Source organism: Pseudonocardia sp. P-1, from assembly GCF_058111925.1.
Window position 1 is genome coordinate 4,099,674 of record NZ_CM176614.1, and the last position, 14,237, is coordinate 4,113,910.

15 protein-coding genes are annotated in these 14,237 nt (G+C 76.1%); 2 read left to right on the forward strand and 13 right to left on the reverse strand.

The window, feature by feature from the left end; genetic code table 11:
* Positions 1-72 precede the first annotated feature (72 nt).
* A complete protein-coding gene (locus tag AC0GKK_RS20175; protein WP_251784442.1) occupies positions 73-1,362 on the forward strand; it encodes an amidohydrolase in 1,290 nt (429 codons plus the stop codon).
* 80 nt (positions 1,363-1,442) lie between these two features.
* On the opposite strand, the gene AC0GKK_RS20180 is transcribed toward AC0GKK_RS20175, so the two are convergent.
* Entirely contained in the window at positions 1,443-1,907 is a 465-nt protein-coding gene (locus tag AC0GKK_RS20180) for a gamma-glutamylcyclotransferase family protein (protein ID WP_208826265.1), read from the reverse strand.
* A gap of 143 nt (positions 1,908-2,050) precedes the next feature.
* Between AC0GKK_RS20180 and AC0GKK_RS20185 the strand changes: the two genes are divergently transcribed.
* Positions 2,051-3,454, forward strand: coding sequence for an NAD(P)H-quinone dehydrogenase (locus tag AC0GKK_RS20185; RefSeq protein WP_476652602.1), 1,404 nt, complete (start codon positions 2,051-2,053; stop codon positions 3,452-3,454).
* On the opposite strand, the gene AC0GKK_RS20190 is transcribed toward AC0GKK_RS20185, so the two are convergent.
* The 12 genes from AC0GKK_RS20190 to AC0GKK_RS20245 all read right to left on the reverse strand — a co-directional run bounded on the left by AC0GKK_RS20190 (position 3,429) and on the right by AC0GKK_RS20245 (position 14,233).
* Complete coding sequence (locus AC0GKK_RS20190) at positions 3,429-4,208, reverse strand: ESX secretion-associated protein EspG (RefSeq protein ID WP_489882294.1); 780 nt, start codon at positions 4,206-4,208, stop codon at positions 3,429-3,431. The genes AC0GKK_RS20185 and AC0GKK_RS20190 overlap by 26 nt on opposite strands.
* Positions 4,201-5,904, reverse strand: coding sequence for a PPE domain-containing protein (locus tag AC0GKK_RS20195; protein WP_489882295.1), 1,704 nt, complete (start codon positions 5,902-5,904; stop codon positions 4,201-4,203). Before AC0GKK_RS20195 ends, AC0GKK_RS20190 begins: the two co-directional genes overlap by 8 nt.
* Complete coding sequence (locus AC0GKK_RS20200) at positions 5,901-6,266, reverse strand: hypothetical protein (protein WP_253069370.1); 366 nt, start codon at positions 6,264-6,266, stop codon at positions 5,901-5,903. The genes AC0GKK_RS20195 and AC0GKK_RS20200 overlap by 4 nt, the downstream gene beginning before the upstream one ends.
* Before the next feature lie 138 nt (positions 6,267-6,404).
* Positions 6,405-6,911, reverse strand: a complete 507-nt coding sequence (locus tag AC0GKK_RS20205) for a hypothetical protein (protein ID WP_489882296.1) — start codon at positions 6,909-6,911, stop codon at positions 6,405-6,407.
* Between the two features lie 301 nt (positions 6,912-7,212).
* The gene (locus tag AC0GKK_RS20210) at positions 7,213-7,797 is read right to left on the reverse strand and encodes a GNAT family N-acetyltransferase (RefSeq protein WP_489882297.1); all 585 of its coding nucleotides are present in this window, start codon (positions 7,795-7,797) and stop codon (positions 7,213-7,215) included.
* Between the two features lie 14 nt (positions 7,798-7,811).
* Complete coding sequence (locus tag AC0GKK_RS20215) at positions 7,812-9,593, reverse strand: acetyl/propionyl/methylcrotonyl-CoA carboxylase subunit alpha (RefSeq protein ID WP_253069367.1); 1,782 nt, start codon at positions 9,591-9,593, stop codon at positions 7,812-7,814.
* A gap of 114 nt (positions 9,594-9,707) precedes the next feature.
* On the reverse strand, positions 9,708-10,142 hold the full coding sequence (locus AC0GKK_RS20220) for an SCO6045 C-terminal-like domain-containing protein (protein WP_482638301.1): 435 nt from the start codon (positions 10,140-10,142) through the stop codon (positions 9,708-9,710).
* Positions 10,139-11,032 (reverse strand): MbnB/TglH/ChrH family RiPP precursor modification enzyme, encoded by an 894-nt coding sequence (locus tag AC0GKK_RS20225; RefSeq protein WP_482638300.1) that lies wholly within the window; start codon positions 11,030-11,032, stop codon positions 10,139-10,141. The genes AC0GKK_RS20220 and AC0GKK_RS20225 overlap by 4 nt, the downstream gene beginning before the upstream one ends.
* A 92-nt stretch (positions 11,033-11,124) precedes the next feature.
* A complete protein-coding gene (locus tag AC0GKK_RS20230) occupies positions 11,125-12,069 on the reverse strand; it encodes a TIGR04222 domain-containing membrane protein (RefSeq protein ID WP_253069395.1) in 945 nt (314 codons plus the stop codon).
* Positions 12,070-12,235: 166 nt separating this feature from the next.
* Positions 12,236-12,688 carry a SufE family protein gene (locus tag AC0GKK_RS20235; RefSeq protein ID WP_208821761.1) on the reverse strand — a complete coding sequence of 151 codons (453 nt, stop codon included), beginning with the start codon at positions 12,686-12,688 and terminating at the stop codon, positions 12,236-12,238.
* Positions 12,685-13,575 carry a sulfurtransferase gene (locus AC0GKK_RS20240; protein ID WP_482638299.1) on the reverse strand — a complete coding sequence of 297 codons (891 nt, stop codon included), beginning with the start codon at positions 13,573-13,575 and terminating at the stop codon, positions 12,685-12,687. Before AC0GKK_RS20240 ends, AC0GKK_RS20235 begins: the two co-directional genes overlap by 4 nt.
* Positions 13,576-13,615: 40 nt before the next feature.
* Positions 13,616-14,233 carry a Maf family protein gene (locus AC0GKK_RS20245; protein ID WP_208821758.1) on the reverse strand — a complete coding sequence of 206 codons (618 nt, stop codon included), beginning with the start codon at positions 14,231-14,233 and terminating at the stop codon, positions 13,616-13,618.
* Positions 14,234-14,237: the final 4 nt, after the last annotated feature.

The window sequence follows — 14,237 nt, forward strand, 5'->3', positions numbered from 1 at the left end:
ACACCGCCGGACGGGTGAGCACCATCATGGGTGGTGGGAGACGACCGAACGCCGTCCGCGTCGACCGCGGGCATGCGGGCCGTTCCCGCCGAGGGCCAGTACGAGGAGGACAAGGTGACTGCGCTGCAGACCCGCACCGAGCTCCCGGAGATCACCGATCCCGCGGTCGACGATCTCGGCTCCGGCACGGGTCCGGCCTGGCTGGAGTCGTGGATGCGGGCGCACAAGGGCGAGATCGTCGGCTGGCGCCGCGCGATCCACGCCCAGCCCGAGCTGGCCCGTCGCGAGCACCTCACGACCGCGCGGGTCGCGGAGACCCTGCTGCGGGCCGGTCTGGAGCCGCGCACGCTGCGCGGCGGCACCGGTGTCGTCTGCGAGGTGGGGCACGGCGAGCCGCTGGTCGCCCTGCGCGCGGACATGGACGCGCTGCCCCTGCAGGAGCAGACCGGTCTGCCGTTCGCCTCCGAGGTGCCCGGCGTCATGCACGCCTGCGGGCACGACGCGCACACCGCGATGCTGCTCGGCGCGGCACTGGCGCTGCAGTCCGCGCCGTCGCTGCCCGGCCGGGTCCGGCTGGTGTTCCAGCCGGCCGAGGAGGTGCAGCCGGGCGGCGCGCTCGACGCCGTCGAGCAGGGCGTGATGGAGGGCGTGCAGCGGATCTTCGCGCTGCACTGCGACCCCCGCCTGGAGGTCGGACGGCTCGGCACCCGGGTCGGGCCGATCACCTCGGCCTGCGACCTCATCGAGGTCCGGCTGACCTCCCCGGGCGGGCACACCTCGCGCCCGCACCTGACCGCCGACCTCGTACAGGCGCTCGGGCTGCTGGCCACGCAGGTGCCGCTGCTGCTGACCCGCCACGTCGACCCGCGCTCGGGCACCGTCCTGACCTGGGGTGCGGTGCACGCCGGGGACGCGGCGAACGCGATCCCGCAGTCCGGCCTGCTGCGCGGCACCCTGCGCACCGCCGACCACGCCACCTGGACCGAGCTCGAGGAGAAGCTGCGGGCGCTCGTCGCGTCCGTGCTGGCCCCGACCGGTGTCGGCTACGTGCTCGACCACGTCCGCGGTGTCCCGCCGGTCGTCAACGACGCGGTGTCCACCGGGATGCTGCGCGACGCCGCGGTGACCGTCGGTGGCGAGGTCGCCGACGCGTCCACGGAGCAGTCCTCCGGCGGCGAGGACTTCGCCTGGTACCTGGAGCACTCCGCGGGCGCCATGGCGCGGCTCGGGGTGTGGTCGGGCACCGGCAAGCAGCGGGACATCCACCAGCCGACCTTCGACCTCGACGAGCGGGCCCTGCCGTTCGGGTCGCGGGTGCTGGTGCAGGCCGCGCTGTCCGCGCTGGCGCAGGCGGCCTCCTGAACCACCGTCTCCCGCGGTGAACGACGACGGCCCGGTCCCCTCGCGGGGGCCGGGCCGTCCTCGTCAGCCGGTGCGGCCGGTCAGGACCGGTTGCCGGGGGAGGACTTGCGGCTGGGCCTGCTGCGCAGCTCGTTGACGTAGTCGTCCGGGGCGCCCGCGGTCTCCGCGGCGTCGGCGATCACGCCCAGGTAGCGGGCCGACGGGTCCCCGCCCTCGTAGGCGTTCAGCACGTAGATGAACGCGAGGACGCTGCCGTCGAGGGTGGCGACGCGCAGCCGCAGCTTCTTGTGCATGCCCAGCTCGCCGCCCTCCCAGCGGTCGAGCTGGCGTTCGTCGTGCTCGGGGACGTCGTAGAGCACGACGAACACCTGCGAGCCCGGCTCCTCCACCACGGTGGAGAGCGCGCCCTCCCAGGTGTAGTCCTCGCCGCCGAACGTCAGCCGCCAGCCCTGGAGCCACCCGGTCCCGGCCATCGGCGAGTGCGGGGCGCGCTCCTTCATCTGCTCGGGGTCCATGTTCGACCCGTACGCGGCATACAGCGGCACGCGTGCAGGGTAATGGGGAGCCCGGCGGGGCCTCGACCCGCCCGGTCGTAATGATGGGACACGCGTACTGTGAGCCCCGTCGACGCCGGCGGGCGGGACCGCCTGCCGGTCCACCACCACCGACTTCTCCAGGGGGATCTCCCGTGACCCGCATCGTCATCATGGGCGGCGGACCGGCCGGGTACGAGGCCGCACTCGTCGCGGCACAGCACGGCAGCGAGGTGACCGTCGTCGAGCGGGACGGGATGGGCGGCGCCTGCGTCGTCTACGACTGCGTCCCCTCGAAGACCTTCATCTCCTCCGCGGCCGTCCGGGTCGACCTGCACCGTGCCGAGGACCTCGGCGTGCTGGTGGACCGCGGCAACTCCGCGGTCGACCTGCCCGCGGTCAACGAGCGGGTCAAGTCCCTCGCTCTCGCCCAGGCCGCCGACGTGCGGGCCCGGCTGGAGAACGAGGGCGTCCGGATCATCGCCGGCACCGCGCAGTTCGCCGGGCCCGCCGCGGCCCGCGCCGCGCACGAGGTGACCGCCACCCATGCTGACGGGACGGTCGAGGAGCTCGTCGCCGACGTCGTCCTCATCGCGACCGGGGCCACCCCGCGGGTGCTGGACTCCGCCCGCCCCGACGGCGACCGGATCCTGGACTGGCGCCAGCTCTACGACCTCGACGAGCTGCCCGAGCACCTGATCGTGATCGGGTCGGGCGTGACCGGCGCGGAGTTCTGCTCCGCCTACGTCGAGCTCGGGTGCCGGGTCAGCCTGGTCTCCAGCCGTGACCGGGTCCTCCCGCACGAGGACGCCGACGCCGCCGCCGTGCTCGAGGAGGTCTTCGCCGAGCGCGGCGTCGAGATCCTCGCCCACGCCCGCGCGGACTCGGTCGAGAACACCGGCGACGGCGTCCGCGTCACGCTGTCCGACGGCCGGGTCGTCGAGGGCTCGCACGCCCTGATGACCGTCGGGTCGATCCCGAACACCGCCGACCTCGGCCTGGAGAAGATCGGCATCGAGACCGACCGCGGCGGGTTCGTCCCCGTCGACAAGGTCTCGCGCACCTCCGAGCCGGGCGTCTACGCGGCCGGCGACTGCACCGGCGTGCTCATGCTCGCCTCGGTCGCGGCCATGCAGGGCCGGATCGCGATGTGGCACGCGCTGGGCGAGGGCGTGTCCCCGATCCGGCTGCGGACCGTCGCGGCGAACGTGTTCACCCGCCCCGAGATCGCGACCGTCGGGATCAGCCAGAACGCGATCGACTCCGGTGAGGTCCCGGCCCGCACGGTGATGCTGCCGCTGTCGACGAACCCGCGCGCCAAGATGCGCGGGCTGCGCCGCGGCTTCGTGAAGCTGTTCTGCCGCCCGGCGTCGGGCGTGGTCATCGGTGGTGTCGTGGTCGCCCCGGTCGCGAGCGAGCTGATCCTGCCGATCGCGATGGCGGTCCAGAACGGGCTCGGTGTGGACGACCTGGCCCACACCTTCTCGGTGTACCCGTCGCTGTCCGGGTCGATCACCGAGGCGGGCCGTCAGCTCATGCAGCACTCCGACCTGGACTGAACAGCTCCGCGAACCGGTCGCGCAGCTCGCCGTCGCCCGCGGGGGCGAGGGTGGACCACTCGGGTCCGCCGTGCGCGCCGGTCCCGCGGGTCAGCCGGTAGCGCCCTCGCGGCGTGTCGACGACGGCGACGTGCCCCGGCAGCCGCGACGGGCTGCCCCAGCGGTCGTGCCGGACGGCACAGATCTGTGCCCGGTGCGCGGGCCCGGCGAGCAGCGGCGCGAGCCGGGCGCGCTGCTCGCCGTCCCCGTCCGTGCCGGGGTCGGTGTGCGCGTCCGCGTCGAGGAGGCGGGCCAGCTCGGCGGTGGGCAGGGCCACGGCGGGCCCGGGCCCCGGCGCGCGCCGGGGCAGGGCCGACACCGCGGCGTGCGCCGGTGAGCCCGCCGCGGTGACGGTGACGGCTCCGCCGGTGTGGACGGCGAGGACGCCGTCGCCGTCGCGCTCGGCGGCGACCGCGCGCAGCGGCCCGTCGTCGAAACGGCCGCGCACCTCCAGGTGACGGTCGGGACGGGCGAGCAGGGCCAGCAGCCGTACCAGCGCGGGGTCGGGTCCGGCCGGACCGGCGAGGCCGCGGGCGCGCAGCCCGCCGACGCCGGCCGCCACGACCCGGCGTCGTTCCTCGCGGGTGCGCCCGGGGGAGGGCAGCCGCAGCGCCACCGGGGTGGGGCCGAGCCCCAGGTGCTCCCAGACGACGTCGAACTCGGCGCCGGTGAGCAGGAACGGCACCGACGGGGTCCAGGGCGCGGGCTCAGCCACGGCCCCTCCAGCGGGCGTCGGGGCGCAGGACGCCGGGGTCCGGTCGGGCATCGGGCTGCTCCGGGGGGTCGTCGGGGGCGGCGTGCTCGTCGGCGACGAGGCGCCAGGCCGGGGTGCGGGGGTCGGCGGGCGCGCCGACGGTCGCCGCGACCGGGGGTGGGGCGGCCGGGACCGCGCCCACCGGTACCCCGGCGGGGGTGACGGCCGGGTCGCCCGGTGCCGGCGTCGGCGGCGGGGCGTGGCGGGCGTGGGTGACGGCGCCGTGGGGCGCCGGGCCGTCGGGGTGGGGAACGGCGAGGTCGCCGGTGGTGACGCCGTGGTGGACCGGGCTCCGGGGACCGTCGGGGACTCCGGGGGCGGCATCGCCGCCGGCTCCGTCCGGGGACGGCCGGTCGCTCGTGGTCGCACCGGGAGCGGGGCCTGCGTGTGGCGCGGGGCCGCCGTCGGTCGCGGTGTTCCCGGTGGCGCCGTCCGGGGCGGGGCCACCGGGCGTCGGCGGCGCCCCGCCGTCGACGGCCGGGGCGCCGCTGGGCGCGCGGGTGCCGCTGGTCGTCGCGTCGCCGGAGGGCGGGCGGTGCTCGGCCCCGCTCGGCGGTCGGTCACCCGGCGGGTCCTGGGCGACACCGCAGGACGGTGCCCCGTGGCCGACCGCGTCGCCGGGGCGCGGGTGTCCGGGCGGCGTGCCGCCCCCGGCGGGCCTGCGTCCGTCCCGGGCCTGCCGCTCCCGGCGGATCGTGGCGCCGATCACGATCCCGGCCCCGCCGAGCGCCCCGCCCGCGAGGACCGCGGCGGTCACCGCGGTGCTGCCGCCGCCGGGGTCCGCGCCGCCGACGCCGTCCGGGACGCCCGCGCCCGCGGGGGACGCCGGACCGGCCGGGAGCTCACCGGTGCCGGGGCCGGTGTCCGTGCCGGGCGTGCCGGCGCGGGGGGCATCGGTCGTGGGGGCCGGCCCGGAGGAGGGCCCGCCGACGTCGATCGGCCGCGCCCCGGGCACCCCGGCCCGTCCGTTCCCGGTCAGCACCGCCGCGGTGATCCCGCCGAAGCCGATCCCCGCGAACACCGTCGTCCCCGTCGCAGCGCCGCCCGCCGGGTCCGGGGCCGGGTCCGCGTCGCCGCCGGGGCCGGGCGGGGGCCCGCCGGGCGACGGGGCCGGGACGGCGGGGGAGGCGGGGGCGGTGCCCTCGTGGGTGACGACCGGGGACGCACCCCACCCGGCCCACGGGGCACCGGTGACACGGGTGTCGTCGTCGTAACGGACCATCAGCTCCGCGGCCCGGCCGGCCGAGTTGCCCGCGGCGAGGTCGGCGGCCGCCCAGTCGTCGAGCAGGGCCGGGCCGGTGGGTGCGGTCTCGGGCGGCGTCGGCGCCGCGGCGGCAGGCATCCGGGCCCGGAGGTCCGCGGCGAGCCCGGCCTGGGCGGCCAGCGCGTCGGCGGTGCGGCCCGCGTCGGCGGCGGCGGAGACGACCCAGCCGTCCAGCGACCCGAACGCCACGGTGACGCCGTCCGCGGTGCCGCCGGACCATCCTCCGGGCAGGTCACGGACCTGCCCGGACAGCTCGCGGTGGACGTCGGTGAGCGCGGCGGCGGCGTCGCGCCACGCCCGCTCCGCCCCGGCCGACGCCGCGGGGCCCGGACCGGCCGCCACCATCGCGACGATCTCGGCGTGGCTCAGTCCCGCCCAGCGCGGCGCGGTCACCGGGCACCCCGGTTCAGCGCGTCCGTCGTCGACTCCTCGGTGCGGGTGTAGGCACGCCCGGTGGCACCGGCGGCGTCGCGGGCCCGCAGCAGCTCCGCGTGCAGGGTGCGCAGCCGGCCGATCGCGGCGTCGGGGCCGTCCGCGGCGTGGACGGCGTAGCGGGCGGCGGCCTCGGCGCTGGCCGGATCCCCCAGCCACGGCTCGACCCGGCGGGCGTCGGCGTCGAGGGTGCGGAGCGCGACGGCCAGCCGGGACGCGGCCCGGTCGAGCGCCTCCGCCGCCCCGGCCGGGGCGGCCGGGTCGACACGCAGGTCCGGGTGGATGTCGGGCACGTCGGCCTCCGGTGCGGACGGGCGGATCACGGACGGGCGCACGCTAGGCCCGCACCGGCCGTCGCCGCGGCGGTTCGCCGCGGAACGGTCGCGATCGCGAAGCCCGCACACGACGACACCCCCGTCCGCACCGGTGGTCACCGGCGCGGACGGGGGTGTGTGTCGCGGTCAGGCCGCCGCCACCTCGGCCGGCTCCGGGACCTCGACCGGGGCGCACCCGCGCAGCGGGCACGGCGGTGGGGCCCAGGACCGGGGCGTCCCGCCGAGGGCGGGAACGGTCCCCGCGAACGGCCACCGGCCTGCGAAACGCTGCAGGTACCAGTAGACGAACAGGTGGTCCGGTTCCTCCGGGTCGGAGACGAACAGCGCACGCTCGCCCAGGTCGGTGACCCAGGCTGCGTAGTCGTTCGCCACCTGCCCCGGTGGGCGCGAGGCCCGCCGGGTCAGGAGCCAGTCCTCCGCCCGGGTGCGCCAGGTCGCCAGCGCGGTCGGGTGCAGGGTGGCCCCCGGGAGCTCCCGGAGGTTGGCGGTGAAGGTGCCGATCAGGACCCCGTCCGCGCCGTACGCGGAGGAGGCCAGGGTGAGCAGGGAGTGCGGGCCCGGGATCGGGCCGTCGGTGTGGACGTGCGTCGTGACATGGAACGTCGTCGGCGCGATGTCGAACTCTGGGGGCATGACGGATCCTGTGACGTCTCGGTCGAACTGGGACGGCTCACGGCGCGGCTGGGCCTGCGTGGCGAGCGGATCCGCGGCGCGGTACTCCGCGTGGCGGTAGTTCCGGGCCCCGTGGATCGGGCACACGGGTCGGCTGTGGAGTTGTGACGTTGCGTGCCGCGGGCGCCGGACGGCGTGCGCGACACGCCGGGAACGCTAGAACGGCGCGACGTGCCGGTCAACGGGCGGTGACCCGGTCGGCACGGCGCGTTCCGCGGAACGCGGTTGTCGACGCGCGGGCGACGGGGCCGCGCGGACCGCCTCAGCCCTCGCCCACCAACCGCCCCAGCACGACGACGTCGACCCGCTCGCCGTCGACGGTCCACGCCTTCCGCAGCCGCCCCTCCGGCACGAACCCCAGCGCCGCGGCGACGGCGGCCGACGCCCGGTTCGGCTCGGCGTGCATCCAGGTGACACGGTGCAACCCGAGCCCGCCGAAGGCGAAGCGCACGACCGCCCCGGCCGCGGTGCGGGCCAGGCCGCGTCCGCGGGCGCCGGGCAACGTCCAGCAGCGCAGCTCGGCGGTGCCGTGGGTGATGTCCAGGTGCTCCAGGGTGATCTCGCCGAGCATCTCCCCGGTCGTCGGCTCGGCGACGGCCCAGGCACAGCGGGTGCCGCGGGCCCAGCCGTCGATCCGGTCCGCGACGTGCGCGGTCACCTGCTCGTCGAAGTCCGGGGCGGCCGGGTCCGGACGGTTGCGCCAGCGCCGGATCTCCGGGTCCCGGCAGGACGCGGCGACGGCCGGGCGGTCGTCCACCCGGCCGTCGTGCCGTGGTCCGCGCAGGTACCACGTCCCGGCGTTGATCTCGACCGGGTCGAGCACCGGGCCGGTAGCGGGGACGGGCACCTGGTCCAGGGGACTCAGTCCTTGATCTCGCAGATGACGGTGCCCTGGGTGACCGAGGCGCCCTGCTCCGCGTCCAGGCCGGTCACGGTGCCGGCCTTGGTCGCGGTGACCGGGTTCTCCATCTTCATCGCCTCGAGGACGACGATCAGGTCACCCACCTCGACGGTGTCGCCCTCGGAGACCGCGACCTTGATGATCGTGCCCTGCATCGGCGCGGTGACGGCGTCGCCGGAGGCCTTCGCCCCGCCGCCGCCCTTGCCGCCGCGCTTGCGCGGGGCCGCCTTGGCCGCGCCGCCGCCGCTGCCGTTGCCGCCGCCGAGGGCGAGGTCACCGGGCAGCGAGACCTCCAGGCGTCGCCCGCCGACCTCGACGACGACGGTCTGCCGCTCGCCGGACTCGTCCTCGGCACCCGCGCCGCCCTCGAACGGCGGGACGGTGTTGTCCCACTCGGTCTCGATCCAGCGGGTGTGCACGGTGAAGTCCTCGAGGGTCTCGGCGGCGTAGGCCGGGTCGGAGACGACGAGACGGTGGAACTCGAGCACGGTCGCCATGCCCTCGACCGTGAACTCGCCCAGTGCGCGACGGGCCCGCTGCAGCGCCTGCTGCCGGTCGCTGCCCCACACGATCAGCTTGGCCAGCAGCGAGTCGAACTGACCCCCGATGACCGAGCCGTCCTCGACGCCCGCGTCCATCCGGACGCCCGGGCCGGCCGGGTACCAGATCCGCTCGACGGTGCCCGGCGCCGGCAGGAAGTTGCGCCCGGCGTCCTCGCCGTTGATGCGGAACTCGATGGCGTGCCCGCGCGGCTGCGGGTCGTCGTCGAAGTCCAGCTCCTGGCCCTCGGCGATCCGGAACATCTGGCGGACCAGGTCGATCCCGGTGGTCTCCTCCGAGACCGGGTGCTCGACCTGCAGACGGGTGTTCACCTCGAGGAAGGTGATCATGCCGTCCTGGCCGATCAGGAACTCGACGGTGCCGGCGCCGTAGTAGCCGGCCTCCTTGCAGATCGCCTTCGAGGCGTCGTACAGGGTCGTGCGCTGCTCGTCGCTCAGGAACGGCGCGGGCGCCTCCTCGACGAGCTTCTGGAAGCGGCGCTGCAGCGAGCAGTCCCGCGTCCCGACGACGACGACGTTCCCGTGCTGGTCGGCCAGCACCTGGGTCTCGACGTGGCGCGGCTTGTCCAGGTAGCGCTCGACGAAGCACTCGCCGCGACCGAACGCCGCGGTGGCCTCACGGACCGCGGACTCGTACAGCTCGGCGATCTCGGAGCGCTCGCGGGCGACCTTCATGCCGCGCCCGCCACCGCCGAAGGCGGCCTTGATCGCGACCGGCAGGCCGTGCTCGTCGGCGAAGGCGATGACCTCGTCCGCGTCCTTGACCGGGTCCTTGGTGCCGGGCACCAACGGTGCGCCGGCCTTCAGGGCGATGTGACGTGCGGTCACCTTGTCGCCGAGGTCGCGGATCGACTGCGGCGACGGGCCGATCCAGGTGAGGTCGGCGTCGATCACGGCCTGGGCGAAGTCGGCGTTCTCCGACAGGAAGCCGTAGCCGGGGTGGATCGCGTCGGCACCGGCCTGCTTCGCGGCACCGATGACCTTCTCGATGTCGAGGTAGGACTCGGCGGCGGTCGAGCCGCCCAGCGCGAAGGCCTCGTCGGCGAGCCGCACGAACATCGCGTCCCGGTCCGGGTCCGCGTAGACGGCGACGCTCTGAAGTCCCGCGTCCTTCGCTGCTCGGATCACGCGGACGGCGATCTCTCCCCGGTTGGCGACGAGCACTTTGCGCAGTGCGGGCACGGTCGAACTCCTCCGGTCACGGCGCCGGCCCGATGCTCCGGCGCAGGGTTAGGCGGAGTGTAAGAGCAGAGCCGCCGGAAGTTACCGGCGGGGAATGTGGCGATGGCAACGTCGTCACCCGTCCGAGGGCCCCGACCTCGACCCCGATCGCTCCGGTCGTGACCGGTACCACCATCGGGACAGGCGGTTCCGGGGGCGCGGGGCGGTGCGTCCGTCGTAGTGCAGCGCCGCCTCGCGTGCGGCCAGCTCGCGCCGTGCGCCCGCACCGAGCCGCCCGGCGGCCGCGAGCTCGCGGGCCAGGTCCCAGCCCTCCCGCTCCGGGCCGTAGGGGGCGACGCCCTCGAAGCGGGCGCCGAACCGGGCCTGCCAGTCCGCCCCGGCGTCGGCGGCGAGCAGCGGCCACGCCGCGGCGGCGAGCCCGGCCCGCTTGCGCAGCAGCGCCGCCCGGGTCGCGGCCAGGCGCGCCGCGTCGAACCCGGCCGGGTCCGTCCCGCCGGCGACGAGCGCCGCCACCAGCTCGGCCTGTCGCCGCGCGAGCCCGTCGCTCACGTCGGGCCCGGCCCGTCCGCGGCGGGCGCCGCCACCGGCCCGGCCCCGTGCCCGGCGCCCGCACCCGCCCGGCACGGCGCCGCGTGCCCGGCGGCGGCCGCGACGGCGTCCAGCTCCGCGCGCAGCACCGCGGCGGGCGGGTAGCGGCCGTCGCGTTCCAGCATCACCGGTGGCGGCACCGGCAGCTGGGCGACGGTGTGGGTCAGCAGCGCCAGCACCGCGTCCGGGACGGGGTCGGTGTGGGTGTCGTGCAGCAGTCCCGCCGCGTCGGCGGCATGCCCGGCGACGTGGCAGTAGGCCACCGCCCCGGACGGCAGCCCGGCGAGCAGCGCGTCGACGTCCGCCCGCGGGTCACGGCCCCGGTTGCGGGCGTTGACGAACACGTTCGCGACGTCCAGGAGCAGCGGCGCCCCGGTCCGGTCGTGCAGCCGGTGCAGGAAGCCCGCCTCGTCGAACTCGTCGTCGGGCCAGTCGAACAGGGCCGCGATCGGCTCCAGCGCCAGCGGGACGTCCAGCTCCGCGCGGGTCGCCGTCACGTTGGCGACGAGCACGTCGAGCGCCTCGCGGGTGCGGGGCAGCGGCAGCAGGTGCCCCGCCTCGATCCCGCCGGCCCGGGTGAACGCGATGTGCTCGCTGACCAGCGCCGCACACGTCGCCGCGGCACAGGCCGCGAGGTGGGCGACCCGCCCCGGGTCGACGCCCTCGGGCGAGCCGGGCGACAGCCGCACCCCGTGCACGACGACCGGCCTGCGCAGCAGCGACGCCGGCACCGCGTCCGGGCGCAGCGGCTCGGCGATGACCTCGTGGAACGCGAGACCGTCGACGTCGTCGAGAACGGCGGCGATTCCGCTGCGCCAGCCGACCCCGGTCCCGCCCGGGACACCCGTCATGTCGCCACCTCCGCCCGTACGAGCCGTCCCCGCAGCTTCACACCCCCCACGGTGCAGCTGCGGGGACGGCAGATCCGGTTCCCCGCGCGGGCTCAGCCGCCGCAGCCGCCTCCGCCACAACCCCCGCCGCCTCCGCCGCAGCTGCTCCCGCCGCTGTCACCGCCGGACCAGCCGACCACGCCACCGCCGTCGGAGGAGCCGCCCCCGGTCGCGGCGGGCGCCCCACCGAGCGTGGCGAGCTTCTGCGCGGCGAGCTCCTCGGCGAAGGCGGGCTCGGCGGCCAGCATCGCGCCGACCCCGAACGCGCCGACCGACAGCGCGGCCGCGGCGGGCCCGACGGCAGTCCAGTCCGGCCGCATCGACGGCGACAGCGCGTCGTTCCGGGACCGGACGACGGCGAGCGCGGCGTCCCCGGCCCGGGTCCGGTCGGGCACCCGCGTCGCGAGCACCGTGGCGAACACCGCGGTGGCGGCGACGAGCGCGAACAGGAACCCGACCGGGCGCCCACCGCCCAGACCGGCGGCGATCCGTACCGCACCGGCGAGGGCGAGCACCCCGACCGGCCAGGCGGTCGCCCGGTAGCGGACCCGGTCGGACGGGGACAGCAGCAGCCCCGCGGTCTCCAGCCGCTGCGCGGCCCGGGCCAGCTCGGTGCGGACCGGCTCGTGGGTGCCCAGCATCCGGCCCGGGGTCAGCCGCTGCGCGGAGCGGTGGATCGCCCGCTGCAGCGCCGACGCGCCGTGCCCGGGGACCCGGCCCGCCCGCACCTGGCCCGTGGTGCGGCCGGAGGTGACCAGGCTGCCGTCGACGTGCATGGCAGACAGGGCCGCGTACACGGCCAGCTCGGGGCCGCCGTTGAGGTACGCGACGTCCTCGGGTCTGCTGTCGAGGGTGCGGACGCCGCGCGGATCCCCCTGCGCGATCGTCCGCCGCCGGCGCAGCACGATCCCGGAGACCAGGACCAGCGCGACGACGTAGGCGACCAGGAAGGTCTGACCCGGGATGCCCCAGGTGTCCCCGGTGAGGTTCGTGCCCATCTCCACCACCCCCTGCGCTGAGCGACACTTCGTCGTTCGAAGCAGTGTGCGCCCGCTCACCCCGACCGGGTGACCGATTTGAGGTGGACTTGAGGAAGGAGCGCGGACGACGACAGCCGGGGTCACCGACGGTGACCCCGGCTGTCGCGGGAGTGAGTGTGCGGGCTCAGGCGGTCGCGGCCCGCACCTGGTTCTTGATGCGCGCCAGCATCGCCGCGATGCCGCGCAGCCGCAGCGGGCTGACGGCCTCGGCGAGGCCGAGGTCGGTGTAGAAGTCGTCCGGCACGGCCAGCACCGCCGCGGCGGGCTGCCCGTCCAGCCCGGTCACCATGATCGAGGCGAACCCGCGGGTGGTCGGCGCCTCCTTCGGTGCGGAGAAGAACAGGTGCACCGGCCGCTCACCGCCGTCCTCCACCTCGACGGCGAGGAACAGCGGCGACTGGCACTCGTGGACCTGCTCCATGGTGTCCGCGCTGTCGGCGTAGCGCTCGGGCAGGTCCGGCAGCTCCTGGGACAGCTCCAGCAGCAGCTGGAGACGGTCCTTCGGGCCGACCGCGGCGAAGTCGTCGACCAGCTCGGCGAGATCGGGGGGCAGGGTGCCCGGGTCGGTGGAGCTCACGCGGACCCGCGCTCCTCGCCCTGCACGATCGGCACGCGCACGGCGTTGCCCCACTCGGTCCAGCTGCCGTCGTAGTTGCGGACCCGGTCGAAGCCCAGCAGGTACGTCAGCACGAACCAGGTGTGGCTGGAACGCTCGCCGATCCGGCAGTAGGCGACGACGTCGTCCGAGGCCGACAGCCCCTGCTCCTGCTCGTAGATCGCGGACAGCTCGGCACGGCTCCGGAAGGACCCGTCCTCGGCGGCGGCGCGGGCCCACGGGACGCTCGCGGCGCCCGGGATGTGCCCGCCGCGGACCGCGCCCTCCTGCGGGTAGTCGGGCATGTGCAGCTTCTCGCCGGTGTACTCCTGCGGGGACCGCACGTCGACCAGCGGCCTGCCCAGGTGGGCGAGGACGTCGTCCTTGAAGGCGCGGATGCCGGAGTCGTCGCGCTCGACGACCGGGTAGTCGGCCCGGGCCGGGGTGGGCGCGTCGGTGACCATCTCGCGGCCCTCGGCGACCCACTTGGACCGGCCGCCGTCGAGCAGCCGCACGTCGGTGTGGCCGAACAGGGAGAACACCCACAGCGCGTAGGCGGCCCACCAGTTGTTCCGGTCCCCGTAGACGACGATCGTGGTGTCCCGGCCGATGCCACGCTCGGACATGATCTCGGCGAAGCGGGTGCCGTCGACGTAGTCACGGGTGACCGGGTCGTTGAGCTCGGTGTGCCAGTCGACCTTCACCGCGCCGGGGATGTGCCCGGTGTCGTAGAGCAGGACGTCCTCGTCCGACTCCACGACCACCAGACCGGGGTCCTTCAGGTGCTCCGCCAGCCAGGCGGTGGTGACCAGGCGCTCGGGGTGCGCGTATTCGGCGAGCTTCGGGTCGGGGTCGTGTCCGACAGTCATGGCCGCAGGGTAACCGCGTGCCCCGACACCCACACGGCGGTCAGGACCGTGGCGTCCACAGATCGACCACCGACACCCCGACCGCGCCCAGCAGGCGGCGCAGCAGCGGCAGGCTGATCCCGATCACGTTGGACGGGTCGCCGTCGATGCCCTCGACGAACCAGCCGCCCAGCCCGTCCAGGGTGAACGCGCCCGCGACCTCCAGCGGCTCGCCGGTGGCGAGGTAGGCGTCCAGCTCGGCGTCGGTCGGCTCGGCGAAGCGCACCCCGGTCCCGGCGTGCCCCTCGGCCTCCTGCGCGACCGCTCCGCCGGCCAGGCGCAGCACGGCGTGCCCGGTCAGCAGCTCGCCGGTACGCCCGGCCATGGCCTTCCAGCGGCGCCGCGCGGTCTCCGCGTCGTGCGGCTTGCCGACCAGCTCACCGTCGACGAGCAGCATGGAGTCGCAGCCCACGACGACGCCGTCACCGGTCAGCCGGCCGGCGACGGCGGCGGCCTTGGCCGCGGCCAGCAGCGTCACCTTGCGCGCGGGGTCGGCGTCGGGGTGCGCGGCGAGCAGGGCGTCCTCGTCGACGTCGGAGACCTCCACGGCGGGGTCGGCCCCGGCGGCGCGCAGGACCGACAGGCGGGCGGGGGAGGCGGAGGCGAGAACCAGGCGCACGACG